21 protein-coding genes are annotated in these 25,248 nt (G+C 59.0%); 5 read left to right on the top strand and 16 right to left on the bottom strand.

The features are described 5' to 3' along the window. Positions 1 to 261: 261 nt before the first annotated feature. Positions 262 to 708 (bottom strand): hypothetical protein, encoded by a 447-nt coding sequence (locus tag GC148_RS04810; protein ID WP_291069179.1) that lies wholly within the window; start codon positions 706 to 708, stop codon positions 262 to 264. Positions 709 to 914: 206 nt separating this feature from the next. Further along, complete coding sequence (locus tag GC148_RS04805) at positions 915 to 1,685, bottom strand: metallophosphoesterase family protein (protein WP_291069177.1); 771 nt, start codon at positions 1,683 to 1,685, stop codon at positions 915 to 917. A gap of 184 nt (positions 1,686 to 1,869) precedes the next feature. Between GC148_RS04805 and GC148_RS04800 the strand changes: the two genes are divergently transcribed. After that, the gene (locus tag GC148_RS04800) at positions 1,870 to 2,397 is read left to right on the top strand and encodes a transcriptional activator RfaH (protein ID WP_291069176.1); all 528 of its coding nucleotides are present in this window, start codon (positions 1,870 to 1,872) and stop codon (positions 2,395 to 2,397) included. Continuing rightward, the gene (locus GC148_RS04795; RefSeq protein ID WP_291069174.1) at positions 2,394 to 3,716 is read left to right on the top strand and encodes an exopolysaccharide biosynthesis polyprenyl glycosylphosphotransferase; all 1,323 of its coding nucleotides are present in this window, start codon (positions 2,394 to 2,396) and stop codon (positions 3,714 to 3,716) included. Before GC148_RS04800 ends, GC148_RS04795 begins: the two co-directional genes overlap by 4 nt. A 6-nt stretch (positions 3,717 to 3,722) precedes the next feature. On the opposite strand, the gene GC148_RS04790 is transcribed toward GC148_RS04795, so the two are convergent. Both GC148_RS04790 and gmd read right to left on the bottom strand, forming a co-directional pair. Next, positions 3,723 to 4,664: a GDP-L-fucose synthase gene (locus tag GC148_RS04790; protein ID WP_366063188.1), complete on the bottom strand. Its 942-nt coding sequence runs from the start codon at positions 4,662 to 4,664 to the stop codon at positions 3,723 to 3,725. Between the two features lie 16 nt (positions 4,665 to 4,680). After that, the gene (gene gmd / locus GC148_RS04785; protein ID WP_291069172.1) at positions 4,681 to 5,754 is read right to left on the bottom strand and encodes a GDP-mannose 4,6-dehydratase; all 1,074 of its coding nucleotides are present in this window, start codon (positions 5,752 to 5,754) and stop codon (positions 4,681 to 4,683) included. A gap of 170 nt (positions 5,755 to 5,924) precedes the next feature. Here gmd and GC148_RS04780 point away from each other — a divergent pair, with 170 nt between their 5' ends. Together GC148_RS04780 and GC148_RS04775 are read left to right on the top strand one after the other, a co-directional pair. Further along, positions 5,925 to 6,302 carry a hypothetical protein gene (locus GC148_RS04780; protein ID WP_291069171.1) on the top strand — a complete coding sequence of 126 codons (378 nt, stop codon included), beginning with the start codon at positions 5,925 to 5,927 and terminating at the stop codon, positions 6,300 to 6,302. Position 6,303: 1 nt separating this feature from the next. Next, complete coding sequence (locus GC148_RS04775) at positions 6,304 to 7,548, top strand: glycosyltransferase family 4 protein (protein ID WP_291069169.1); 1,245 nt, start codon at positions 6,304 to 6,306, stop codon at positions 7,546 to 7,548. Positions 7,549 to 7,562: 14 nt separating this feature from the next. Here GC148_RS04775 and GC148_RS04770 read toward each other — a convergent pair whose 3' ends face one another. The 11 genes from GC148_RS04770 to GC148_RS04725 all read right to left on the bottom strand — a co-directional run bounded on the left by GC148_RS04770 (position 7,563) and on the right by GC148_RS04725 (position 23,324). Continuing rightward, complete coding sequence (locus tag GC148_RS04770) at positions 7,563 to 8,978, bottom strand: O-antigen ligase family protein (protein WP_291069168.1); 1,416 nt, start codon at positions 8,976 to 8,978, stop codon at positions 7,563 to 7,565. After that, the gene (locus GC148_RS04765) at positions 8,975 to 10,129 is read right to left on the bottom strand and encodes a hypothetical protein (RefSeq protein ID WP_291069166.1); all 1,155 of its coding nucleotides are present in this window, start codon (positions 10,127 to 10,129) and stop codon (positions 8,975 to 8,977) included. Before GC148_RS04765 ends, GC148_RS04770 begins: the two co-directional genes overlap by 4 nt. Then, complete coding sequence (locus tag GC148_RS04760; protein ID WP_291069165.1) at positions 10,126 to 12,402, bottom strand: polysaccharide biosynthesis tyrosine autokinase; 2,277 nt, start codon at positions 12,400 to 12,402, stop codon at positions 10,126 to 10,128. Before GC148_RS04760 ends, GC148_RS04765 begins: the two co-directional genes overlap by 4 nt. 36 nt (positions 12,403 to 12,438) lie before the next feature. After that, positions 12,439 to 13,119, bottom strand: coding sequence for a polysaccharide biosynthesis/export family protein (locus tag GC148_RS04755; protein WP_291069163.1), 681 nt, complete (start codon positions 13,117 to 13,119; stop codon positions 12,439 to 12,441). 645 nt (positions 13,120 to 13,764) lie between these two features. Then, complete coding sequence (locus GC148_RS15900; protein ID WP_366063138.1) at positions 13,765 to 14,328, bottom strand: WcaF family extracellular polysaccharide biosynthesis acetyltransferase; 564 nt, start codon at positions 14,326 to 14,328, stop codon at positions 13,765 to 13,767. A 259-nt stretch (positions 14,329 to 14,587) separates the two neighbouring features. Further along, complete coding sequence (locus GC148_RS04750) at positions 14,588 to 15,622, bottom strand: glycosyltransferase (RefSeq protein ID WP_291069162.1); 1,035 nt, start codon at positions 15,620 to 15,622, stop codon at positions 14,588 to 14,590. Between the two features lie 159 nt (positions 15,623 to 15,781). Then, positions 15,782 to 16,876, bottom strand: coding sequence for a glycosyltransferase (locus GC148_RS04745; RefSeq protein WP_291069160.1), 1,095 nt, complete (start codon positions 16,874 to 16,876; stop codon positions 15,782 to 15,784). A gap of 151 nt (positions 16,877 to 17,027) precedes the next feature. Continuing rightward, entirely contained in the window at positions 17,028 to 18,419 is a 1,392-nt protein-coding gene (locus tag GC148_RS04740; protein ID WP_291069158.1) for an oligosaccharide repeat unit polymerase, read from the bottom strand. A 343-nt stretch (positions 18,420 to 18,762) separates the two neighbouring features. Next, positions 18,763 to 20,079, bottom strand: coding sequence for a hypothetical protein (locus GC148_RS04735; RefSeq protein WP_291069156.1), 1,317 nt, complete (start codon positions 20,077 to 20,079; stop codon positions 18,763 to 18,765). 166 nt (positions 20,080 to 20,245) lie between these two features. Beyond that, positions 20,246 to 21,085 carry an FkbM family methyltransferase gene (locus tag GC148_RS04730; protein WP_291069154.1) on the bottom strand — a complete coding sequence of 280 codons (840 nt, stop codon included), beginning with the start codon at positions 21,083 to 21,085 and terminating at the stop codon, positions 20,246 to 20,248. Positions 21,086 to 21,746: 661 nt separating this feature from the next. Continuing rightward, a complete protein-coding gene (locus tag GC148_RS04725; RefSeq protein WP_291069152.1) occupies positions 21,747 to 23,324 on the bottom strand; it encodes a hypothetical protein in 1,578 nt (525 codons plus the stop codon). A 274-nt stretch (positions 23,325 to 23,598) separates the two neighbouring features. On the opposite strand from GC148_RS04725, the gene GC148_RS04720 reads away from it, so the two are divergent. Then, positions 23,599 to 24,318: a DUF4393 domain-containing protein gene (locus GC148_RS04720; protein ID WP_291069150.1), complete on the top strand. Its 720-nt coding sequence runs from the start codon at positions 23,599 to 23,601 to the stop codon at positions 24,316 to 24,318. Between the two features lie 18 nt (positions 24,319 to 24,336). Here the strand turns inward: GC148_RS04720 and GC148_RS04715 are convergent, their stop codons facing one another. Then, positions 24,337 to 25,104: a hypothetical protein gene (locus tag GC148_RS04715; protein WP_291069149.1), complete on the bottom strand. Its 768-nt coding sequence runs from the start codon at positions 25,102 to 25,104 to the stop codon at positions 24,337 to 24,339. Positions 25,105 to 25,248 lie beyond the last annotated feature (144 nt).

Here is a 25,248-nt window from a genome sequence, read left to right as displayed (position 1 = left end):
CGCAAAGCGTAGGCTGAACGCTGGTGAGGTCGACGCTTGAGTTGATTGGCGGACGCCGGCAACCTGAGCCTTCTGCAGCGCTCTTTCAGCTTCTCACGAGTGGCGCGCCCTTCCGGTATGCAGGTCGGCTTTGCTTCGGAAGTAAGCTCGCCAGCGAAATGATTTTCAAGGCCGACCATGGGGCGCTGCGAAGCCATCCCACAAAAACAAAGCCCGCCGTTTTACCGGCGGGCCAAGGAGCAGGGTGTAAAGTCGTAAGGATCAGGGGCTGGTGGCGCTGCCACCGCTATCGCCGCCGCCGCCACCCGCCGCCGCTGCTGCGCCGCCGGCGCCCGCGACTCCCAGGAGCGGAAGCAGAGCACCTGTGCCAGTGCCTTCGCTGATCGCGCCGGCATCAGCCAGAATGGTCGTATCGGCCGATGCGATCACGGCCGTGCAGAAATCGTCCGCGATAACCAGCGAGGAGAGTTCCGGGATCGTGCGGGTACAGGCTTCACCGGAGATCTCGGCGGATGCCCCGCTGCGGGTCACGATCCGGTCGCCATCAAAAAGCGGGTCACCTGCCTGCAGCGAGAAGGTCTCACCGCCGCGCGCCACAACCACACCGCCGGCTTCACCCGTCGTCGACGCGACACTGGTCTCGGCAGCCGCAATCATCATTCCGGAAAGGGCGAACGTTGCAACGCCCGCAGTGAACAGCCTGATCATGGAAAACCCCTCATTTACCTTGGCAAGTTCATTAACCCATTGAGCCTATCGCGTCGACCCATAATTTTCGCCGTAGAGGCGCAAAGTTGAGCGGTTTCCCATTTGCCTTTGAATTGTGCACGTCGCCTGAAGATTGTTCAGCTCAAACCGCATTTTCAACGCGCCCGTCCCGGGTTCGTCGCCTAACCTGCACATTTGTAACGGGCTCAGGCCTGCAACTTTGGAGTTCCGGCACTCAAGATGCTGCGGTCGGCGCCTTCAAGGCGCACCGCGCTCAAGACGCCCGTCTTGTAAACGCCGGTATCGACCCCGATCCGGTTTGGCTTCTGCACCACCTGGTCGGTGACGGTGTGTCCATGAACGACGACCGCACCGAAGGATCGATCGGTTTCCAGGAACTCGCCCCGGATCCAGCGCAGGTCGTGGCCAGACTGAGCCTCCAGAGCAACGCCCGGCCGGACGCCCGCATGCACAAGAAGGTAGTCACCGAACCGCACTTGATCGACGCAGCCATCGAGGAAATCGAGATGCTCTTCCGGAATGAACCGGGTGAGCAGGTGTTCGAGCGTGTCCACGTTTTCGGTCAGCAAGCGCGCCGGATCGAGCCCGTAACTACGGGCACATGTGTCGCCTCCATGCTTTAGCCAGTCCTTGATCAGTTCGGGCTCGCCGCGTAGTGACCGCAACATCATTTCTTCATGGTTGCCCTTGAGGACAAGCATCTTTGCGAAGGCAGGCGGACGGTCGATCAAGTGACGGATCACGTCGCGGCTGTGCGGTCCCCGGTCGATGAGATCGCCAAGGAAGACAACAAAGCATTCCGCGTCCGGTCGGGCGCGGTGATCCTGCTCTATCCGCACCATTAGGGCGCACATTTCGGCATAGCAGCCGTGGACGTCGCCGATGGCGTAAAGCCGGCGCCCCGGGGTCCCTTGCGGCCCGGCAGATCCCTGCGAGTTCAAGCGCTTACCGAACATCAGGCGTTCTACTTCCGATTCAAAAATTCATCTGTCCAGCAATTTGGCGCCGCTGGTTGTTTGTGTGGCATTTCTGCACCCAAAAGGAGAGTCATGGAAAATTTTTAATTGCCACACTTGATTCGGTTTCAATCCTCCCGTTCATTACCTTCAATACGAAAAGTAGAATGTGCCGGGGCGTGAGATGGGTGGGTTCGAGAAGTGGTTCGCCGCGAAAATTCACGCCAATGGCGAAGCGCTCGCGCTCAGGAACCTTGAGCGCCAAGGCTACCAGACCTTCTGTCCGCGTATCACCAAACACGTGACGCATGCCCGCCGGACGCTTCGCAAGCAGGTGCCCCTCTTTCCCGGCTACCTCTTCATCAACATCGATGTGACGACCGTGCGCTGGAAGCCGGTAGATTCGACGCCGGGGATTTCCTCGCTCGTGAAGTTTGGGGGACGTCCGGCACCGCTGCCAGAGGGGCTGGTTGAAGCCCTGATCGCCAGCGTGTCGCCGGACGGCGATATCCAGCCGCACTGGCCCGCCCCCGCCCTCGGCGACGAGGTGCGGGTTGTCGGCGGTATATTTGACGACTGGATCGGCAAGGTCGTCGCCCTCCCCGATGCCGAGCGCATCACCCTCCTGATTTCTGTCGCAGAACGCGCAACGAGACTGACCCTTCCCAGTGGTCGCACTGTCCCAGCGTCCCGCACGGAGACTGCCGCATGAACGCCCCCGTCAATGTCGTTGATTTCGACGTCGCCCAGCACGTTACGTCGTCCTGGCGCCACCGGCTGGCTGCGATCCTCGGCAGCGTGCGCTTCCAGTTGCTCGCAGCCCTGATCATCGGCATCGGCACACCGCTCTGGATCCGGCAGCAATTCGAGTACGTGTCCGACGACAATTTCAGTTACGAGACGACGCTGATCGGTTGCGCCGTTGCCGTCCTGTTCGGCTATCTGATCTACCGCAAAGTCACGAGCCTGCCAGGCACGAGCGCGCTCCTGAACCAGCTTCCCGGCTTCGTGGTCTCCTATCTCGCAGTCCTGTCGCTGTTCGTGGCGCTGCGGCTTGACTTCAGCCGCAAGCAACTCGTCCTCAGCTTCCTTCTGGTGACCGCGTTCTTCTTCGTGTTGACCTACGTCCTCTCGCGGGTGCGCCGCCCCGTCTACGGGCTCGTCTCCGGCGGCCGCACGTCGGTGTTGACCCGGATTGGATACGTGGACTGGGTCCGTTTTTCAACGCCGGCGGAAGCCGAGCGCGCACCGCACATCCCGCTTGTGGCCGATTTCCATTACGCGGGGCTGACCGCCGAATGGGAACGCTATCTCGCCGAAGCCGCCATCAGCGGCCGGCGCGTGTTCAACGCCAAGCAACTGAAAGAGTCGATCGAAGGCCAGGTCGCCATCGACCACCTCTCCGAAAACTCGTTCGGCCACCTTGCGCCGGACAGCATCTACGCGCCGGCCAAGTTCTATGTGGACTTTGCGCTCGCGTTCGTTGCAGCAGTCTTGCTGTCACCGCTCCTGCTGCTGGTCGCTCTGCTGATCCGCATCGAGTCTCGCGGACCCGCGCTGTTCCGCCAACCCCGGATGGGACATCGCGGCAAGCCGTTCACGGTCTACAAGTTCCGGTCGATGCGGGTGCAGGCCGAAGCCGAGCGCGATGTGACACAGGACATGACGCAGTCTGATGACGCGCGCATCACGCGGATCGGCAAGATCATCCGCAAGACGCGGATCGACGAACTGCCTCAGATCTTCAACATCCTGCGCGGCGAAATGAGCTGGATCGGCCCCCGCCCGGAAACAATTGCGCTGTCGTCCTGGTACGAACGCCAGCTGCCGTTTTACCGCTACCGGCACATCGTGCGGCCAGGCATCACCGGCTGGGCCCAGATCAAGCAAGGTCACGTCACGAGTGTCGACGATGTCCGCGAGAAGCTGGAATATGACTTCTACTACGTGCGCAACTTCTCGGTCTGGCTCGACGTGCTGATCGTCATGCAGACGATCCGTGTGATGATCACCGGACACGGCGCGAAGTAAGGGCGATCAGACCGGCGCGGCAACGTGCTTCAGGAACCAGTCATAGGTTTCGCGAATACCCTGTTCCAAGCCGATCGACGGGGCCCAGCCCAGTGCACGCAGCTTGTCGGCTGACATCAGCTTCCGGGGTGTTCCGTCGGGCTTGTCGGGGCTCGTTATAATGCTGCCTTCGAACCCCACCACCTTGCAGACGAGCTCTGTCAGACTACGGATCGAAAGGTCAGTTCCGGAACCGACATTGATGTGCTGCCGTTCAGAATAATTCTGAAGCAGGAACACGACCGCGTCCGCGCAATCATCCGCATGAAGAAACTCGCGCAGCGGCGTCCCCGTGCCCCAGATGACGATGTCCTTGGCGCCTGACTGCTTTGCCTCGTGCGCCTTCCGGATCAAGGCCGGCAGGACATGGCTGGAGGCAAGGTCGAAATTGTCACCCGGGCCGTAGAGATTCGTGGGCATCGCAGAAATGTAGTCGCGCCCATGCTGGCGACGATAGGCTTCGGCGAGCTTGATGCCCGCGATCTTGGCAATTGCGTAGGCTTCGTTCGTCGGCTCCAGCGTTCCGGTCAGGAGTGAATCTTCCTCGATCGGCTGCTGAGCAAACTTCGGATAGATACAGCTCGACCCCAGGAAGACCAGACGGCCTACATCCTGCCCGTGCGCTGCTTCGATCAGATTCGCCGCGATCATCAGGTTGTCGTAGAGAAAATCGGCCGGATAGGTGTCGTTTGCGAGAATGCCGCCGACCTTGGCCGCCGCGATGATGATCGCGTCCGGACGCAGGTTGTCGACCAAGCGCTCGACTTCGGCCTGGCGCCGAAGGTCCGCCTCCTGGCGGCCTGCGACCAGAACTTCGCAGGGCTCGCGCTCAAGGCGCCGGACAATGGCAGAGCCCACCATGCCGCGGTGACCGGTCACCAGGATGCGTTTGCCTCTCAGATCAAATATCGGCGCCGAAGCCATTTCAGACTTCCTTCGCAAGCTGCAGTTCGGGGGTCATCAGGGAACGGAGGTCTGCCTCGACCATTTCGCGCGCAAGTTCGCGCACGCTGGTTTCGTGCTTCCAGCCGAGCGCATCGTGGGCCTTGCGCGGATCACCGAGCAGGAGATCCACTTCCGTCGGCCGAAAATAGCGTGGATCAATCTCGACAAGACAACGGCCCGTCGCACGGTCATGCCCTTTTTCCTGGATGCCTTTGCCCGTCCACCCGATCTCGATGCCCACGTCTTCAAACGCCCATTCCACGAACTGGCGGACTGTCGTGGTCTCACCCGTCGCCAGCACATAGTCGTCCGGCTTTTCCTGCTGCAACATCATCCACATGCCGCGGACGTATTCCTTTGCGTGCCCCCAGTCGCGCTTGGCGTCGAGGTTTCCGAGATAGAGGCGTTCCTGCAGGCCCTGGCTGATCGCCGCGGCGGCCCTGGTGATCTTGCGCGTAACGAAGGTTTCGCCGCGCAGCGGGCTTTCATGGTTGAACAGGATGCCGTTCGAGGCATGCATGCCGTAGGCTTCGCGGTAGTTCACCACAATCCAGTAGGCGTAGAGCTTCGCCACGCCGTACGGCGAGCGCGGATAGAACGGCGTCTTCTCGCTTTGCGGCACCTCCTGCACGAGCCCGTACATTTCGGAAGTGGAGGCCTGGTAGAACCGCGTCCTGCTTTCCAGCTTCAGGATACGGATGGCTTCGAGCAGGCGCAGCGTGCCTACAGCGTCGGCGTTCGCCGTGTACTCCGGGCTGTCGAAACTCACCTGCACATGGCTTTGGGCGGCCAGGTTATAGAGTTCGTCGGGCTGGGTTTCCTGAACCAGACGGATCAGGTTGGTCGAATCCGTCAGATCCCCGTAATGCAGCACAAACCGCCGGTTATCGACATGCGGGTCCTGATAGAGGTGCTCGATCCGTCCCGTGTTGAAAGAGGAGGACCGACGCTTCACGCCGTGCACGATGTAGCCCTTCGAAAGTAGGAACTCCGCAAGGTAAGCGCCGTCCTGCCCTGTGGCGCCCGTGATCAGGGCCGTCTTCTGTCCGCTCATTGCACGTCCTTTTGTCTGCACGGTCGCCGCTGGCACGGTTGCACTAGTGCCAAAAACGCAACCACAAGCAACCAAATTATCCCCGTTCGGATTGCCCGCTCTTGAGACCTATCCGGTTATCGCGGATAGAAGGCAATGCAACCGAAAATCAATGCGAACCGGGGCCTGCTTTGAAGTTCATCTTTCAGGCGTTGGCCTTGCTTTTTGCCGGATTTCTTGTCGCCGGATTCACGGCGGCGGCGCTCGCGCCGCCAGACACGATGTTCGGAAGATTCGCCCTCACCCCCTGGGACAAGCTCAGCCATTTCCTGGCTTTCCTGTGCCTGGCGGTGGTGATCGGCCTGACAGCGCCCCGCAACTGGCTCTACCGTGTCTGCCTGGCGCTCGCCGTCTACGGCCTCGCCCTTGAATACCTGCAGACAGGAAGCGGCCGGACCGCTTCCCTGGTCGACGCCGGCGCGAACCTGCTCGGCATTCTCGCCGGCGCGGTGCCGCTTCGCCTGCTCAGGCCGGAACGCCGCCGCTCCAAGCGCTACAAGACGTCGTGACATGACCGGCCCCGACGACACCGCACCGCGGATCATCTTTGTGAACCGGTATTTCCATCCGGATATCAGCGCGACCTCCCAGATGCTGACGGATGTCGCGATCGGTCTGGCGGCATTGGGACGACCCGTCCGTGTACTGACCTCTGCCATGATGTATGATGATGCCTCCATTCGGCTGCCTGCCCGCGAGCTCGTTGAGGGTGTCAGCGTCCGGCGTGTGCCCACCACGCGGTTCGGGCGGGCTGGCCTGATCGGCCGGTCGCTGGATTATTTGTCGTTTTATCTTTCAAGCTTCATGCGCGTGCTACAGGATGCGCAAAAGGGCGATGTCATTGTCATCAAGACGGACCCGCCCCTCTTGTCTGTTCCCCTCGGCCTCGCTGCGCGGGTCCGCGGCGCCAAGACCGTGAACTGGCTGCAGGATGTGTTTCCCGAGACCGCCCAGGCGCTGGGCGTCGGTCTCGCGAGTGGCCCAATTGGATGGATCGCCAGACAGGCACGCAACCGGTCGCTGCGGCGCGCCAGTCGCAACGTCGTGATTGGCGAGTGCATGGCGCAAAAGGTGCGCCTGTTTGGCGCCCCTCAAAGCTCTATCCGTCTTGTTCCGAACTTCTGCGATGACACGGCGATCCAGCCAGCCCCCGCGGCAGACAATGTCCTCAGAGCTTCCTGGGGCTTCAGTCCATCCGACTTCGTGATCGGGTATTCCGGCAACCTTGGCCGCGCGCATGACCTCAATACAATCCTCGGCGCCGCCGAAGCGCTGCGTGACCTCGACCAAGTAAAGTTCCTGTTTATCGGCGGCGGACACCTTCGTGCGCAGCTCAAGGAGGAAGCCGAGAAGCGCAGCCTTTCGAACATTGTCACGAGGCCCTACCAGCCACGGGACCAGCTCGGTCTGTCGCTCTGCATCCCTGACGTGCACTGGGTTTCCCTGCTGCCGGCGCTGGAGGGACTGATCCTGCCGAGCAAGCTCTACGGCATCGCTGCGGCCGGCAGGCCGCTGTTGATGGTCGGCGACCCGGACGGCGACATTGGGCGGATCGTCCGTGAACACCGCTTCGGCTCGGTGGTTCCCGTCGGCGCAATTGAAACGCTCAGCGGGCGAATCCGCTCCTGGCATGCCTCACCGGACCTCTTGCTCCAGATGGGCCGCAATGCCCGCGCATATATTGAGACTCACGCGTCGCGCGACCGCGTCATCGCGCAATGGTCTGCCTTGCTGGACGAGGTTCTGGACGAATAGCCGGATTTTCCGGCTTAGAGTGTGACCGTCTTGAGGGGCGCTGCTGCCGCGGCCGGCGTGGTCCCGGCCGGGCCATCCTTCCGCTCGCGCGCCACCACCATCAACGCGAGGCACATCGCCCCCAGCGTCGCGATTGCCGGCGTGCGCAACGGGTAGTCGACAAAGCTATGCAGGACGATCACAAGGCATGCGATGCTGGCCGCGCGGCGAAGGCCCGCCCCTCCTCTCTTGTTATTTATCCAGACCCGGACGAACTGGACGAGCCACCACACAATAAACACGGCGAGCAGGATCGTCCCGGCGATGCCCGTCTCGATCAGCCATTCGAGATAGTCATTGTGGGCATGCGCCACATAGGTCGAGGTCACAGTCTTGGGGTTTTCGTAGAGATGATAGACCTGCTCGAATGTTCCAAGGCCGGTCCCGAATTTCCAATGGTTCCTGAGGATCTCCGCCGATGTCCGCGCGATGCCAACGCGTGACAGCTCGCTTTCTTCCAGCGAGGTGACGCCGAGGCCCTCCAGGACAGGACTTGAAAAAACAAACGCGCCCGCAAAGACAATAATCGCGGCGGCAAGGCCGGCGCCCATCCACCGGCTGCCAGCGCCGCGCCGTCCGCTGCCCAATAGAAAAGCAGAAAGGACGCTCACCGGCGCCAGAAGGATATATCCGGCCACTGACCCTGCCCCAAGTATGCCAGTGACGAGCAAGAGAAAGCAGGCGAGCCATACAATGGCGAGCGCGACCTGATTGTCTCCGCCTTCCCAGCTCCGTCGCAGGTCTCCCGCCTGCGCCGCGACGAAAGGCAGGCACATCAAAAGAAAACTCGCCTGATGATTGACGTTGGAGAAAAAGCCGGCCGGCAGGCCTTCACTGGTGAACTTGTACAGATACAAGCGGGGCTCGTTTCCGAGGAACACCTGGGCGAGCCCGAGCAAGGCGCTGGCAGCTCCAATCAGCGGGATGGCCCAGCCAAGGAGCGCTGCCCCGCGCGACCATTTAATCAGTGCAATGAGGAAGAAGCCCGCCACAGGCATAAGGAAGGCAAGGAACGCGCCAACCGTCGCCTCCGGCGCAAAGCTTAGCGCCAATGCGGCCGGCGCCGGCCGGCCGAGCACGGCGAGGCCTGCCAGCGCCACGTCCCGGTCTGGCCATGCCTGAACGATACCGACCGGAAGACGCGCGATCTGCGCCGCGCAGAGCGCGGCGAGCGCGGCGCAAAAAGCCAGCACCGCCCAATTGCTCAAGCTGCGAGGCGCGGCACCACTGAAGAGGAACAAACCCGCCAACAGAAATGCGGAAACCGCAAATCCAATCGCCTGAACCTGTTCGCCTTCCAGACTTGCGCCGCCAATCAACACTGCCCCGGCCAGGAATACAGGCGCGAGGCTTCGAACGGCAAACCGGCGCGCCCGGGAAACCCCGCTCATGGCGCGTTCTCCTCTTGAGGCGCCGAAGAAATCCTGACCGACGAGATCTCGATGCGTGCCGGGCGCGGAAACGCGCCGGGGACGCCGCGCAGCGAAAGCGTGACGAAATCGCAGGCACCTTGCGGAATTTCAAATGAAAACGACGCGCGATCCCGCGCCGCTTTCAATGACTTTACGTCGAACGCGGCAAACGGTGCGCCGCCCGCCGCGCACGCCGCCTGCCAGCGAAAATACCCACCCGTCTCACCTGCTTCGCCGCTCTGCTCAGCAATCAGCTCGTAGCGGCCAGGCCCGAGCGGAAACGTCTGGGATAGCAAGGCTTCTGGCTTGCGGCCTTCATAGAAGACATAAACACCGCCCTCAGGCACAAACTGGGCGCTGCGCGAGCCGAGTTGCCAGTTGAACGGCGCGGGCGCAGCCTGCTCACGCAGGCCGGGATTGAACGGCGTTGTCAGGACTATTGGTTCGGCGCCTGCCGTGGCTGTCACAAATTCGGCAAACGCTGCATAGGCAACGTCCCAGCTGCCCTGCCGGGTAAGGCGCGCGAGGAATTGCCCTTGCGCGGCCGGAACGTGGCGCAGGAGCGGAATCAGCTCGCCGGCCGGCATGCCGCCGCGGCGCGTGAGCGCGCTCAGGTAGGCCTGGCTCCAGGACGGCGAGGCCTCCAGGCGAGCGGCGATGCCGCTGCGGATTTCCGGATCAGCCGACAGTGTTGCGAGCACGTCGGCATAGGCCGCCGCCTGGGCACGATCGAGATCGAACACAGGCAAAAAGACTGACAGAAAGCGGTCGTGGTCACCCGCGGCCAACGCCGCCTCGCCGAGAACCAAGCGCGCCGTCACGGAGCGCGCGTTTCGCTTCAGAACATTCGCCGCCAGCGCCTGCTTTTCCGCGGAGGCCGAGCTTTCCAAGGCGTCTGCGAGGCGCACTGCGAAGGGGCGGAAGGACAGGGGCGCCGATGCGGCGTTCGCGATGAGTTCTGTTGATGAGCAATCCCCGTCAGCGGCGAGGCATCCTGCCTCCGCGTATGTCCACGGGAACAGGAGCTTGCCGGGCATATCCTTCGAGGCGGTTGCGGCTGCGTAGACACCCGCGACGCCCGCGAGCGCGACGAACACCAACGCCAGGACAGACCGCGCGAGCACGCTCACATCGGACCGGGCGGATCCTGATGCGGGCCAGGTTCTGCGAAAAGGCGGATCTTGCGCCGATTGCGCGCTGCGCTGGAAACCTGCTTGGCGCCGTACGAGTACGATCCTTTGCCATACGAGTAGTAGTAATCTCCACTCTCGTAACCGGCCTTCTTAGCATCGAACTTCATCAGCATCACACCGACGACGTTTGAATTGCTGTCGAAAAGACGCTCGATTGTTCGCAACGCGGCGGGCCGGCGGATTGTGCCGGATTCAACGACAATCACCGTTGCGTCACATACCGAACCCAGAATTGGCGCATCCGCAAAACCCAGAAGGGGCGGCGAATCGACTATCACAATATCGAAATATTCTCCCGCTTCCGCGATCAGATCAGCCAGACGAGGTGTAGAAAGCAGCTGAGCGGGGTTTGGCGGAATGACGCCGCTGGGAATCAGGTACAGACCCTCAGTGGACGAATTAACGACCTGATCGGTCAAGGCGACGTCCTGCGTCAACAGTCCGGACAGGCCGATCGAGTCCTTCGCGTTGGCCACAAAGGACGGCTTGCGCATGTCGGCGTCGATGATCAGCACCTTGCGGCCGGTCTTTGCGAAGGACATTCCAAGCGAGATCGTCGTGCTGGTCTTGCCCTCGCTCGGACGCGAACTTGTGACGACCAGGCTCTTGGGTGGCCCATCTCCGGTCGTGAACTCCAGCGCCGTTCGTGCCGAGAAAAAAGCTTCCGTAATCGGTGAGCGCGGATCCTTGAGGGCTTCCGTGATATTGGCCGCCCGACCGCGCACCTTCGGGATGACTCCCAGCGCCGGCAGACCAAGCTTCTGCTTCACGTCTTCGGGCGTCTTGATGGTGTCGTCGACATAGTTGAGCGCGAAGGCGAGTCCAATGCCGAGGAACAGGCTCAAAATGAAGGCCTGCACGAGCGTGCGCGGAATGTTGGGCTCGAAAGGCAGAAGCGGCGCAACTGCGCGGTCAACGACAGACGCCTGGCTGGAGCCGACGCCGCCCGCGATGCTGACTTCCTTCAATCGCTGGAGCAGCGCTTCATATTGCGTGCGCGCGGTATCCACCTCGCGCTGCAGGATGGTGTAATCGATCTTTCGTCCGCGTTGATCCTGGACGTCCGTCTTCAGCTCGTCGATCCGCTGGGATAACGATTCCTCACGCGCCACTGCCGCCTTGAAAGCCGCCTCCGCCGACACGAGAATCGCGCCGCGCTCCGCTTCGATTTCATCGTCGATTGCGTCGATCCGGGCCTGAAGTTTCAGCATGTCCGGGTAGTCCGGCTTGAAGGTGCCGAGCTTTTCCTGGTACTCCGCCGCGAGCAGTGATCGCGCGGCCCGAAGCCGCTTCAGGTCATCACTTTCAAGAACTTCGCGGGTCGTGGTGTTAGAAAGATTTTCGCGGAAACGCTGCTCGGCGCTTATCCGCTCGCTCTGTGCCTTCGCCAGTTCCTGGTTCAGCGCCACGAGCGCGTCGACGCTGAGCGACGTATTGCCAGCGTTTGTGCTGACTTCGAGAATGTCCTGCTGCTGCGCATAGTCGACCAATTTTCGCTCAGCTTCTTCAAGCGCTGATTTGGCCGTCGCAAGCCGCTCTTCCAGAAACTTGCGGGCATAGGCAGTGGTGTTGAATTTCCGCTCCAGACTGCCTTCAATGAAGCTGTCGACCAAAGTGTTCGCCACGCGGGCGGCGTCAGCCGGATCCGAGCTGACCAAAGACACCTTGATGACGCGGCTGCGTCCTTCCGGAGATACCTTCAGATTTTCGGCTATCGTATCCGCCGCTTCGCGCACGCGCAGCTCGCGGCCGAGGTCCTGGTCCGCATAGTTTTCGTCAGCCGCCAGATCGAGCGTTTCGACGACCCGCTCCGCCAACGCGCGACTTTTCAGGAGCGCGTACTGGGTCGCCATGTATTCGGAGTCGGCCACCATGGTCGGCTCTACCGAGCCGGTTTCGATGATGCGCGTCTCTTCGCGTTGTATCTCGATTGTCGCCGTCGCCTGATAGAGCGGCGTCACGCGCAATGCGAGCAACATGGCAACGGAAAGACCCAGCACCAAGATCGCGAAGATCATGAACTTCCGGCGCATGACGGTGCGCACGGCGCCCCAGAAGTCGAATCCGCCGCCTTCTTCCTCGTAGGGATCTTTCGTGTAGCGCGGATCCGCCATCTGGATGGGCGTGATGCCGCCTTCCCGACGTTCGGCAAGTTCGCGCCCCCGCAGGGACGGGCGAACGCTCAGCGGGGCGTTCCGATCATCCGGCATCGAATGCCTCCACAAGGGACGTAGTGCAGATCCACATCAGTAGATAAAGAACAGAGCAAGAAGCGGCACCGACCTCAGGAAATCTCCATAAGTGCGGCGCGCTTCTGACCCGTCAACGACGATTATATCATTGCCGTAAATGAGAGGGTCGTCCGCCTTCCCTGCTCGTATCGCTTTCAAATCAAACCCGGCAGCGTTGCGCTTGCCCTCGATTTGACGGAACACAACGACCCGGCGCGGATTAGCGCTTTCGGTCGGGCCACCGGAAAGCGCGATCGCCTGTAGAAGAGTCATCTGGCCGCTAATCGGGTAGACCCCGGGCTTGGATACCGATCCGTCGACTGTAACCACCCGGTCCTGAGATTCCGATATCCGGACCGTCACGTCGGGGTCCTGCAAAAAGCGCTCAGCAAGCCGGCCTTCAAGATACAAGGCGAGTTCCGAGGCCGTGTAGCCGGTGGCGCGGAAGCTGCCGATCAGCGGCATTTTCAGATTGCCCTCGAAATCGACCTGATAGGAATTGTCCAGATCGGGCGCGCCAAATACGGATATTTCGAGCAGGTCCATCGGGCCGATCCGGAGGTCGCCGCTCTGGACCAAGGAGGTTGTGTCCGGCACAGCGAGGCTGACGTTCTGAGGAACGTCGCTGCTCGGCCCCGAACTGCAGGCCGCGAGCAGGAGAAGCCCTGCCAGGAAGGCAACAAAATTGACGCGCATCTGGCCTTGCCTTCTCCCGACTGGGCGGAATTTGTGACCGACCATCCACTATTTCAGCCCCCCCCTCAACCCTGCGTAGGCAGGATTTAGGAGCGGAAATTTCGGGGTCTTGTCAGCAAATTGCGTGCCGGGTTGTCTCGGCGAAGGCAGAATGTGCGCCGCACCCGCAGGATCCGGAGTTTTAATCTCGAATCTGCAGGCGTGCATACGACATCAGGGCGGGCCCGTAGACAGCGTTTGCCTTCTTGCGGGTGCGCGTGCGCTGACACAGGTGACCGCTCCGCGAAGAGCGATTACCGATCGCAGACCGGAAATGCATCAGTATTGCCCGATGCTTGGGCATTTGACCCCAACAAATACATTCATGCTTGATGCGGCGCCCCTGCCGGTCAGGCAAGCGGGAGCTACTGGTGAACCGGGCCCTTCGGGTCCGGCTTTCATTTCGAGAGGACGCCCCCTTTCATGGTGCATGGTTTGAGGTGTGGCGAACGCATCGGGAGCCAGGCTCCCGACCTACACGACGACCGGCGCGAGACCCGATGACCGGGGGATGGCGTTACCGCGCGATTGTGAAGCCTGGTCGCTGGAAGAATGTCGAAGTCGTTGCGTGTCATGTTGCAGAGGCGACGCTGAATCGTCCAAAATCTAATCCCCTACAGATGGCCTGAGCGTCCTCCTCTTTACAAATTTAGCCGGCGAGCCGGAGTAAATGCACCAAGGATCCAAGTTTTTACTCGCTGTGCTTCCGAGACCGAGAACTGCTCCCTCCCCGACCGTGACACCTGGTCCAACAGTCGATTTGGCAGCTACCCAAGCACCGTCAGCTATTGTGATCGGCTTGGTGATCAGGTCGAAAGTTTCAGAACTCCAGTCATGGCTACCGGTGCATATATAAGCGCCCTGAGACACGCACGCATTCGATCCAATTTTGACCGGCGCGAGATTGTCGATCCAAGCGTCTTCTCCGATCCAGCTGTTGTCACCGACGCTGAGCCGCCAAGGAAACTTTACCCTCACTCCCGGCTTAATCACCACACCACGACCGATGGACGCGCCGAAAAGGCGCAAGAGAAATCGTCGATGGAGAAGACCCGGGAGCCAGCTTCGCACGAGCAACGATGAAGTTAGGATCCAAAGGAGTTCAACTGCGATTGGACGCCCACGCGTCCAATGCCCGTTTTCAAAACGGTCTAGACGAATGCCGTTCACGTTGTCCCAACTGCATGTTTCGTTGTCACTTCTAGAATTTGCCCGAATGAATCAAACACCAAGCTGTCGCATTTTGCCGAAGACTCGCCAATCGCCTCCTGTTCAGTCCACGCGATTAAAAGAGCAAGAATCGTTCGATAGCGACAATGTTTAAACTAGGAGATCATGCGCTATTGGGCACAACTCACCATCGATTAGAGAAGAATGCCACGAAAAGAATCCTACTGGGTTGGAAATCCCTTAGACACACGGCACGACTTCACAGTTCGGTGAAAATCTGTTGGTAGCTGTCGGCATAAGACTGCGCCAATTTTTCCCATGAAAATTGGTCACGAGCCCAACTGGAAAGCTCCTGGCGCTCTTGGTGAGTCCAATCTCGACTCGTTGTACCGATCATTCGGCTCAGATCCGATTTCAAAGTTTCAAGATTGGGAGACGTAATTTCCAAGCCGTGGCGGATACAATCTTTCCAAGGAGTTTTATCTGTCGTCAGCACCGGCGTACCCGCGAGCAAAGCTTCCAAAACTACTATACCGAAATTCTCCGAATGTGTGGGCAAACAAAATAGATCCGCCCCCTGCAAATAGGACCAACGGTCTTCCCCCCAGACCGGCCCCACCCACGAAACGCGTCGAAGTCGATCGCGGAGAACCTGAGATTGCCGCTCCAGTTGAGCCATATAGTTAGGTTCACCTCCCCCGACCACGACAAGCGAAACATCTTCATAACGAGCGCCATCAACGTTCAGCGCGTCTATCAGTAGATCGAGTCCTTTCTTCGGATCGACACGCGACAGAAAAAGTATGACTTGTTCGTGGGATTGCCAGCCGAGTCTTTGTCGTGCTTTCAGGTAGTCAACGCCGCCTGTGTAGTCACTACCTAATGGATGAACCTCTATTTCTACGCCGTTCAAAAGTGACCCCGCATGTTTCCGTTCCATGTCACTCGTGACGAAGACTTTTCTAGCTCCCTCAAGAACGCGCCTTTCGAGGAGTGAAAGATAGATGCGCTTTTTTACACCTTTGTTTGCGAGCGCCCAAGGTTCCAACATGCCGTGCGGTGACACAATATATGGCAATCCTCTTTTTTGAAGCTGCAAGCAGGTCAAGCTATTGGACAAGTTCCAAAGGCCGTGCACGTGATGGATACAACTCGAGTCTTCAATATCTGCGCCGCGGGCAACACTAAAGCCGGCCGAAACAAGCATCTGCTCCAAGCCAACGAGAGCTGCTGCAATTCCACCGATTTGTTTGTCAGACGGCGGAGCAATAAAGCGAACCTTCTTTTTGCTCATGCGAACGAACCTTTGCCAAAAAATTTCCACTGGGCCGCTCCAAACGATAATCTATTCGGTTCGTTAGTTTGCGGTTGCATTGCGTAATCTGCTCAAATCTCTCAGCTGCCACTCCTGTTCCAGCTAGCTTTTGAGCATTGCAGATCGAACGTCCTTTCATTAAGGCACTTCAATTTCTTCAATTGCGCGAACAAACCGCTGGGCCATATCGTCAAGATTGAAGGTAGAATCGATCAACGAAACGCAGGCATTCGACATTCCTTCGAGCCGCGCATGGTTCGCGATCAATCCACTCATTGTGGCGGCCAAAGAGTTCAGACTATTCTTGGAGTAAGAGACGCCGGTATAACCTTCGCTATGCGCGGCGATTTCGGGCATATGCGTCCACCTGTCGTCATGGACGATTGCGGGAAGTCCATATGCCATAGCGTGGATCAGCGACAACCCTACGCTGCCTGGGTACACAAAAGCCTTGCAGCAATTTGCGACCCCGGAAATCTTCGATTCGTCAGTCGTTGCACCGTGCCAAACCACGCGATCAGATATTCTGAGCTCTTCCGCCAATGCAACAAGCGCGCGCCTTTCCGGGCCATCGCCGATCACATCCAACGTCAGATTTCTACATTCTGGAGACGCCATCGCGCGCAGGAGTAGCGGCAGCTGTGCCTTTTCAGTCAGTCGGCCCAGAAACAGAAAATCTCGGGGCCTAAGCCGCGCAACGAAGGATTCCCGCATCTTCTGAATTTCATTGGTTTCGATGCCATTGTTGAGGCCCGCTACCCGACGCACAGGTTTCTTCAATGCGGACTTTTTGTACTCTGCGACTTCCTGGTCGGTGTAAAAGACGACCGCATCGGCTGCCTGCATAAGAGCGAGGCGCAAATACGCTCTCCAAGGCTTGCTAGAGGCCGACCAGTAATGTCCCCACCAAATCGTCCTGGTTCCCCTCAACCGCGCTTTCACCATGAGCAACAGTGTGGATAGCGTACGCGGCGCTCCACAAACTACTAGAACATCATGCTTGGAAATTGGAATACTTGCGGCGCCTTCTTGCCACTCCAGACCCAGCACAATCTGCTTAATTGGGCCGAGCTCACTGCTCCACGAATAGGAGGCGCCTGTACTATCGAGCTCGCCAAGATCTTCAGATCGAGAGGCATAGACTACCAAATCTTGAGCGAACCGATCTGCGAGTCGTTTAAACAACCCTACCCGGTAGGCCGGCAGCGCCGGCTGAACTATTCTGATGGTCATATCTTTCTGCGAATTGCCGCTTCAATGCTCGCTACGTCGGTTGCTGCAAGCAAAGTCATTGTGGAGAGAATAGAACACCGGCAGGAAACCAAATTCGACACGCCCGTCTGCTCCAAACAGACAAATCGCCCACCTCATCAGAAGGCCACTTCTAGCGGCCAATAGACGCTCGCCTAGGGCGTGCATTGGCAACTAGACGACATGAATAGAATACAAGAAATGTCGCGGAGAGTGTTCCGAAGCAGAATGCCAAGCCGTTTAGCAAATCACCGCGCAGCACAAAGAAGACAAGGCCGAACGAAAACAAATAAAAGCACGACATTGCGCCTCTTGCCCGTTGTTCAACGACACGAAATTCGCGATCGAGATAGGCGCAAACCAGGCCAAGTATTGCTAAAAAGCCAATCACCCCCCCGATTCCAAAATTCAAATATCCTTCAGCAAATAGATTCATTGCAATGTTGGAATTGGGAAAACCCAGTTCAGTTGCGAGCATCGCTCCGCTTCCTACGGGCTTATCCTCCCAAATCTCTCGCGGCACAAAAAATAACAAGGCGCCAAGTAACTGTCTTCCGCCAGATTGCATCTGATAAGCTAAGACGGTGGCAAAATTTTGAAAGCCGTCAAAATGACCTTGCGTCAAAAAATCTGAGTTCCAGCCCGCATCCATTGCCCCCCCGGAGTATCGCCGAAATCGATCGAGTAGCGGGAAAACGAACAGCAACCCGAACGTAATTGTGCCGGACAACACGTGTCGTTGTGTACGGATTAACGGAAACGCGGCGGCAAAGAGTGCAATATAAAGTGCAGCGGCTTGAAACCTCGCCATTCCCGTGGGTGGGTTAAACAGGAGCACATTCAACACTAAAATTAGCGTGACGAACGACTTACGCGATCGCGATAGGAAATGGATAACTGCACAAATTGCAGGTGTCGGGTAGACAAAATACTGGAAAATTAGCCACCCGGGTCCACTAAGTTCCTGCCGCGTTGTGAGTTCACCGCCTCGGAACAAGACGCTCATATAGTTGAAATTGTTGTATGCCAAAATCGCAACGGCGGCAGTGGAACTTAAAATGAGCAATACGAGTTTGCTGCCGGAGCTCTGATGCCTTTCCTTAGAAACTCTCAGGACGCGCTTACGGCTTACAACAAAGCTATATGCCAAAGCGAAGGCCACCATCCCAGAAAGGCTCAACCAAGTCGCGGCAGGGTAATAAGCGGCGAAATCGAGATATCTAGCATGGTAGAGCGTATTCTTTTGGACCTCAATTAGAGGAACAATTGCTATCAATATCAGCGTGAAGAGGCAGAATACATGCCGCAAACCAAAAGGAGCTCTGGCTCCAATAAGCAATCCGAATAAGCTCAAACCTGCAACGAGAATGTTTGGAACAGCAAACTCGCTGCCAAGTCCCGCTCTGCCGGAAATCGCGAACGCTAGGTGGCTGTAGAATAGCACGCAAGCCAACCCAATTGGTAGTTCAAAGAGAAAAGCGGAATGCCCAGACGACGATCGACGCAAATCTGACTTGGTGGCCATGTTCAGAAACTTCTTCCGTTGTGTGGCTGAGAGTAAACTGACTGGTTCGATTGCAAGCCCAACTTTTCCAATATCAAAATCGAATATCCCGATTCATAATGTCGCTTAACGCAGTTCACTATCTCAACACTCCAGCCCCGCGATGAGATCTTGAATAGCAGAAACAAAGAGCGCCACGTCCGTTTCGAAGAGCCGGCCAAAAGTGGCCAAAATAAACCTCCAAAATCTGCAGGAGCATTCCTATTGGGCGCGGCTGTTGAGGTTTCAATGGTAGGAGCCGTCTCCAAAAGTGGACGAAGCTCAATAGTGGGCTCACCGCGCTCACCACTGTTGGTTCGTATCGCTAACGCATCATCCATCTTCGCAATGCAAACCAAAGCATTGCCGTTCGTGCCAAACCGCCAATCAACAATCCGCAAGCAATCGACAGCGCACCAAATTCAAACATCGACACGGTAAGAAGCAGCAAAATCGCCCACGGGACGACGGATGTTGCGACTACCACCTGTCTATTGATTACGAGCAAGCCGTTACTGAATACCGTCTGTGCAGAAACTACTATTGCGGTGGCCATCAATACCACTAAGACGGGCCATTGCTCAGCGTATGAAGGCGGCATAACGATCGGTGCCAGAAGTGCTATCGGGAGAGCCATGACAACCGCAGCCAACACTTGAATTGTTGCGACCTTCTGCACCACGCCGGTCAGTCGATCCGTTGTGCTTTCTGCTGCGAGGCTGGACATTATTGGCATTGCGGCCTGGTTCATCTTGCCGGCGACCAACAAAGCGGCGGAAAAAAAGATCATAGAGTAGTTGAAAGCACCTATTTCTTCCAAGCTGTTGGGGTGCCGTCGAAGCACGATAAACTGGGCTAGCGCCAGAACTGGTGCGTACAATAAGCTTTGCAAAAATACCGGCAATCCGAACCGGAAAAATCGTCGCCAAGCATCACGCGTTATGGAGCCGATGAGTTTTTGTCCCAGTTCGGCAAATCGCGAGTCAATCCGCTTCAAGTATAGTACGGAACGCACACTCTCGGTGGCAAGCACGCCGCCCATCATACCGAGATATCCGAAATAAATCGCACCGACTGGAATCAAAATCATTGAGAGCAACCCGGCAACCAATCCAGTGACAGCTAGGGACCTTCCATCCTCAAGCGCAAAAAGAGTTGCTTGAAATAATGTCGACAAGCCGGAGGCACCCAACCAGCCTGAGAGAAGTAAAATCAGGAGGCCGGAAGATGCTTCGTGAAACAATCCATCAGCTACCGGCGTCGCCCAAACAAAAAGGAGGGCAACGATAGAAATCCAACCGACGGTCAATAGAAGTAGGTTTAGCCGGAGCACAGATACGGCGATGTATGGTGCTTTGCCTATAAACTCCGGAATAAACCGATAAACGAGAACCGCACCGCCCAATACAATGAACACCTGCATAGCTGTAACAGCGCTTTGGGCCACACCCCATCGTCCAAATTCTTCTCCATCGACCAGACGAGCACAAATAAAGATTGAACCGAGCACCGCTGCGCGATCCACAAAAGTAGCAACGGTCGACCACCCCAATAGCTTCAAGAACCGCCTGGTGAGTGCCGAACTCCTCAATGCCGAGAGTTGCTCTTGAAGGATCAGTTGTGGCGATCTTCGCGCCTTCATATCTTTTCGACGCCCTCATTCAATCTCAACACCGACCCAAAGGGCGACGCATCAGATACTCTGGCGAATTTTGCTATTGAGACATTCATCGCGACAAGCTCAGGGCCCACCTTCGATTCGGCAAACGATCGGCCGCCTCAAGGATCAGAAAAATGCGGCTCTGTTTCTAAATCAAATGGCCCAGGATAATTCGCTTCTGCGCAGACAAGAGGCGTTGGGACACTTGATCTCTATTTCGTAAGAACAAAGCGTTGCTCGACTGCCCCTCAGATCGCGAGAGCGTGCGAGACCATGGCTCGTACGAATACTCCTCGAATCCAGCACGTTTCAAACTTTCAACAACTTCTGTCTGACGCCCTTCGGTTTCAATCGCGAGCAAAGACGGCGCCATAAGTGTTCGGCTTGCCCCTGCAATGACATCCGCTTCGAATCCCTCGACATCGAGCTTGATGAATGCTGGCGCCCGATCTTGCAACAGATCGTCTAGACATTCGACTTTCACAACTTGAACATTTAGATCCGAGTCATTCGCCACACGGTTCACCGTGTCTCGCCCGACGGTAAAGCGAACATGCCCTGCTTTCCTGCCCATCGCAGCTTCGATTGGGACAACCTTTGGTCCAAGATCATTGATGGCAATGTTTTCTTTCAGAGCTTTCATAGTGTTGGGGTCTGGCTCGATCGCGATAGATCCCGCTCCACAAACGGCGGAGGCCAAGATCGTGTAGCTCCCAATATTGGCCCCAACATCCACGAAGAGATCACCCGGTCGAAGGAAGTGCAACAGGAACCCCATGTCGGCGAACTCGTGCAGGCCACAATAAATGTTTCCCGTTGCGCCTGTCATGCCGTTCCGGACAACGAGCTTCGCACCTTCAACCCAATCGAATATCACGTCACGCTTGAAGCGACTCTCGATCTGCCAACGAACAAACCGCGCAATCGCGGCGAGAGGCCGGTCACGCGTGAGCGGGTGGGACGTGATGAAGGAAATCGTCCGGATCAACTGCAGCCCCCTTTAGAAAGGGCAAACCGCCAATTCAATTGCTGAGAAGGTAACTCGATCAAAGGCGTCGATGCATCAAGGTCCAAAATCGTCGGGCGCTGCATATACAATTCGACCGTCATAGTCGTCGTTTCCCCATTTTTTTGATCCGCTGGTTCAATTTGATTGCCGCCCTTCTGTTGCCGCCCGACTTCTCATTCGTATACTGAAGAATCCCTTCAGCGCATCGACTCCAACGCCCACCAATCGCATCCGCACGCACTCGCCGCCGGACGATGCCCCTAAGTGCAAAGCTCGTCTCAATAGTAGAACGATGCTCAGAGTGCTTCGCCCGAAAACGTCGAATGTCTTGTTTTCCAAGGCAAGTGCATCATTCGGTGCGCAACTCGATCAACTTCAGGTCGGCACTCTTCAGCGCGCATGTTCAGGAGCTTCAACGGCTACCGCACTCCCGGGTGAATCGCGCTTTCGCGATCCTCCACAGAAGTTTCAGGAATTGCACACAAAGGTGCGCGGCCAACAAGTCCTGTCGCTACCCTCACCGAAGTTCCCACCTTGCTACCTAGGGAGGACAATCTTGCGGCGTCAAGCCATCTTTGAGAGCCGCCTGGCTTCTTCAAAATTCTGTCGTGTTTTCAGGCGCAGCGCCGCTCTTCGCTCCTCAGGGAGCCGGCGCGCAGGTCGGCGCACTCCCAAGCTCTGCAACCCCACCTGAAGCCTGGCAAATCACCGCCTGAATGGCCCGAAGATCCGTCTCCGCGCCTGTATCCGCTTCGAAGACCTCTTGAGAAATCGTCGCCAACCCTTCCGCGGAACGACATACAAACTCGCAGTCCACACTAGCGGGCGCGTCACTGCTCGCCGCAGGCTCAACAGACTGGCTCTCAGGCGCGACCGGGGCGGGCGATTTATCGCTTTGCACGGGTGCCGGCTGGCTCGCCGCGGGCGCAGCATCGACTGCCAGCAAGACCGCATCCGCACGGCCACCCGCTTCTTCCGGCAGTGTGACAGCAGCCAACATCCGCCCTTCGCCGAAAGACGCCACGCCGCCGAGTGCGGTCCCGGCGGGAAGACGCGCCACCGCCAAAGGCTTGACTTCTCCCGCTGCCGAAAGACTGGTCACGGCAAGATCGGTCTGCACATCTGACAGGCGATAGGATGAGACAACCCGCGCCTCATCGCCGTCGCCGCGCACAAGCGACATCCGGTCGTTCAGCAATGCGCTGCGGACTTCCGCGCGCCAGAGCTGCTCACCCGACGACGCATAGGCTGCCACTTCCGGAACAGCGTTGCTGACCAGAACGCGCACCGACCCATCGGATGCCGCCACGAGGCCCGCCATGTGCTGCGGCGCAGCGCCGAGTCCGATTTCAAGTTCCGTGTCCCCCGCCCGGCTTAACCTCGCCAGTGTGGTCCCCGAGCCAGACGGCGCGGGCCAGGCCAGCCAAACCGCCTCGCCGTCGACGGCAGCCCAAGCACCGGCCGCCTCGCCGGATGGGAATGTCCGTTGCCAGACGAGCCCGCCATTGCCATCAAGCATCGCCGCGACCCGTGTGCCGGGCGCACTCCCTTTAGCGAGGACCAACACCGACTGCGTGTCCGACGCTATCACGGCGTCCCCCTCGGCAAGGTCCAGCCCCTGCCAGGACCTTCCCCAGAGGCGCTCTCCGCCCGCGCCGAGCCCCAGCACCTGCAGGCCGCTGTCACCCGCGATCATTGCAGCGGCCAGATCATCAGGCCCCGCGATCAATGCAGCGGACCGCAGCTTGCCGGAGACCTCCAGCCGGCGCGTCTTCAGCTGGTCTGTGCCATCGACGCTGACGAACCAAAGCGCCGGATCGCCCTCCTTCGTGAGGACCAGCACGCCGAGCCTTGCATCGGCAAACAGGGCGAGTCCGAGCGCCTCGTCGTCGCCCGGTGTTCCGAAACTCGCGATCAGGTTTTCCCGAAGCGGCGCGGCGAACCTGGTGGTCACCCCGGTGCGGATCTCCGGCGTGGCCGGCAGCACCGCCTGCGGGCCAGACGCTGGGCTCAGCCTGCCAAGGACATCAAACCGGACGGCGGCATAGCCTGCGCCGCCGAGACCTGCGATCGCCAGCACCGCCAGCAATACAGAGCCCCACCCGAAGCCGCGCGATGGCCGCGGGCGCATGAATGTCGCTTTCGACCCGTCCTCGTTCAGGAACTCGGCCCGCTCTCCGCAGGCGGGACAAACATACCCGCCCTCGCGCGCGGTCATTTGCGAGAGGCATTTCGAGCAACGCATCGATCCGGTCGTCCCCCTAACGCGCAACCTGCCTAGTTCCCCGTATAGGGTCGCGGGCCCTTGCGCAAATCCCTGCTATCTTTACGAGCGGCACGGACTTGGTCAAAGTGACGCTCACACTCCGGAGCCGGTCGCCACGATGCGAGACCATACCAAGCGCCCTTCGCGAACGCGGCCTGCCGGCGGCACCGTGCGCCCGATCCCGCCCAAATCGCCGCCCCGGCCGGCGGCTCAGCCCCCCGCCGTTTTGACAGACAAGGCAAAGACCCTCCGCGTTCCTGCCGTGACCGAGGCGCTGGTTGCCCAGAAATTCAGCGGATTCGGCGAGATCAACTGGGACTGGGCGAAGATCCAGGCCTTCACCCTGGAGCGGATCAATGACGTGATCGCGTCGCGCAGCGTGCCGCCGGAAAGTCTGGTTGCGCCGCGCCTCGACATTGCAATTCCGGCGATCGAGGCGATGCGGTATTCGCCGCTGAAGGACGAAATGGCCGTGCTGATCGCCTCAACCATGGACGCACGCCTCGCCCATGAAGCGCATCCGGCTTTCATCGAAGTCATCAAGCAATTGACTGCGGACGAAGTCCGTATCCTCGCGGCCCTCCCCAATGAAGACCAGGTGCTGCCCATGGCCAGCGTCACCTACATTGACCGCACTGACCGGGTGTTCGCGTCGATCCGGCACGTGATCCCGGAACGTATCGCGAAAACCTGCAGCGTTCGCCGCGCCATTCCCACGTATGTCGGAAACCTGCTCAGACAGAACCTCGTCGCGACGCCGGCCAACCTCTCCATCCAGGACGAACGCCACTACCGCGACCTGCTCAATCAGCCGTTCGTGTCGGAGGTCGCCGAACGGATGCCGAAGCACCTGAAAGCAGAGGTCGAGCGCCGCGTGCTGGCGCTGACCGATTTCGGGGCGGCCTTCCGGCGGTGCTGCCTCGATCCGTCCCTGCTGCCTGGCTGAGGCGCTGCGTGCAGCCGGTCAGACGCCGGCCGCGGCCTCATCATTGCGCGGACGATCGAGCGCCGGTTTCAGTTTGGGTGCGCGCGGGGATTCCGGCCCGGGAGCCTGCTCCGGCCCGGACACGGCTTCAGGTTCAACCGCCTCCTGCACTCCGGCAGCTTCGACTTCAACCAGAGCCACTTCGTCTGCCGCGGCGGACTTCGAAAGCCAGGCGGCCTCGACCATGTCGCGCACAGAAACGTAAGCGTCGCGGCCAGAGCGGACAGCCGCAAACCAGACGTTTGGCGGCTTCGGCAGCTTCGGCGCGGCCGGCGCGGGAACCCGGACTGCCTGAGCCGCGTGCAGCTGGACAGCTGCGGTGACCAGGCGGGTCTCAGCCGTATTGACGGACGCTGATGCAAATTGAAGATCGCGGCGCAGGGCGAGGTGCCGGCGCGGTTTGGCAGGCACACCCGCGAGCCCCAGCCAGAGATCCGGCGCAGACGATGTCAGCAGCGTGACTTTCGGCGCAGGCGCCGCTTCGGCAAGCAGAACGGCCGGGGCCGATGCTTGCGGCGCCCTGGCGGCCGCCCATGCCAGATAGGCAGGCGACTCGCTCGCGGGGCGGAAAACTTCCGAGGATACCAGCGCTTTGAGGACTTCGCGCGGCGGCGGAACATCCTGAGGATTGATGCCGGCCATCTTGTCGGACGTGAAGCTGCCGCCTGGATGATCCATGGCCCAGCCGTTCGCATGCGCCATCTCGTGGCAGAGCGTGCGGGCATACCAGCCTTCCGTGAGCATCATGCATGTTGATTGCCGTTGAGAATTGACCCTGGGAGGGCAGAAATTTCCACTGAGAACTGACCCATGTTTGAACCGGTCCCGGGCTTTGGCGAGCGGGGGACCATGGAGTGTTGGACATGGCATTATTGAGCGTTATCCGGCGGT

The sequence above is a fragment of the Hyphomonas sp. genome (assembly GCF_016125515.1).
Lineage (GTDB): Bacteria > Pseudomonadota > Alphaproteobacteria > Caulobacterales > Hyphomonadaceae > Hyphomonas.
The sequence above is the reverse complement of the archived record's forward strand: the minus strand, read 5'-3'. Positions and strand labels throughout refer to the sequence as shown.

What these genes read in the sequence shown, in the direction of transcription:
- GC148_RS04810 (WP_291069179.1), bottom strand. Translation starts at nt 708, where the DNA reads ATGATCAGGCTGTTCACTGCGGGCGTTGCAACGTTCGCCCTTTCCGGA.
- GC148_RS04775 (WP_291069169.1), top strand. Translation starts at nt 6,304, where the DNA reads ATGACCGGCCCCGACGACACCGCACCGCGGATCATCTTTGTGAACCGG.
- GC148_RS04725 (WP_291069152.1), bottom strand. Translation starts at nt 23,324, where the DNA reads ATGACCGCGCGCGAGGGCGGGTATGTTTGTCCCGCCTGCGGAGAGCGG.
- GC148_RS04795 (WP_291069174.1), top strand. Translation starts at nt 2,394, where the DNA reads ATGAACGCCCCCGTCAATGTCGTTGATTTCGACGTCGCCCAGCACGTT.
- GC148_RS04735 (WP_291069156.1), bottom strand. Translation starts at nt 20,079, where the DNA reads ATGAAGGCGCGAAGATCGCCACAACTGATCCTTCAAGAGCAACTCTCG.
- gmd (WP_291069172.1), bottom strand. Translation starts at nt 5,754, where the DNA reads ATGAGCGGACAGAAGACGGCCCTGATCACGGGCGCCACAGGGCAGGAC.
- GC148_RS04715 (WP_291069149.1), bottom strand. Translation starts at nt 25,104, where the DNA reads ATGATGCTCACGGAAGGCTGGTATGCCCGCACGCTCTGCCACGAGATG.
- GC148_RS04805 (WP_291069177.1), bottom strand. Translation starts at nt 1,685, where the DNA reads ATGTTCGGTAAGCGCTTGAACTCGCAGGGATCTGCCGGGCCGCAAGGG.
- GC148_RS04770 (WP_291069168.1), bottom strand. Translation starts at nt 8,978, where the DNA reads ATGAGCGGGGTTTCCCGGGCGCGCCGGTTTGCCGTTCGAAGCCTCGCG.
- GC148_RS04740 (WP_291069158.1), bottom strand. Translation starts at nt 18,419, where the DNA reads ATGGCCACCAAGTCAGATTTGCGTCGATCGTCGTCTGGGCATTCCGCT.
- GC148_RS04750 (WP_291069162.1), bottom strand. Translation starts at nt 15,622, where the DNA reads ATGAGCAAAAAGAAGGTTCGCTTTATTGCTCCGCCGTCTGACAAACAA.
- GC148_RS04755 (WP_291069163.1), bottom strand. Translation starts at nt 13,119, where the DNA reads ATGCGCGTCAATTTTGTTGCCTTCCTGGCAGGGCTTCTCCTGCTCGCG.
- GC148_RS04800 (WP_291069176.1), top strand. Translation starts at nt 1,870, where the DNA reads ATGGGTGGGTTCGAGAAGTGGTTCGCCGCGAAAATTCACGCCAATGGC.
- GC148_RS04760 (WP_291069165.1), bottom strand. Translation starts at nt 12,402, where the DNA reads ATGCCGGATGATCGGAACGCCCCGCTGAGCGTTCGCCCGTCCCTGCGG.
- GC148_RS04745 (WP_291069160.1), bottom strand. Translation starts at nt 16,876, where the DNA reads ATGACCATCAGAATAGTTCAGCCGGCGCTGCCGGCCTACCGGGTAGGG.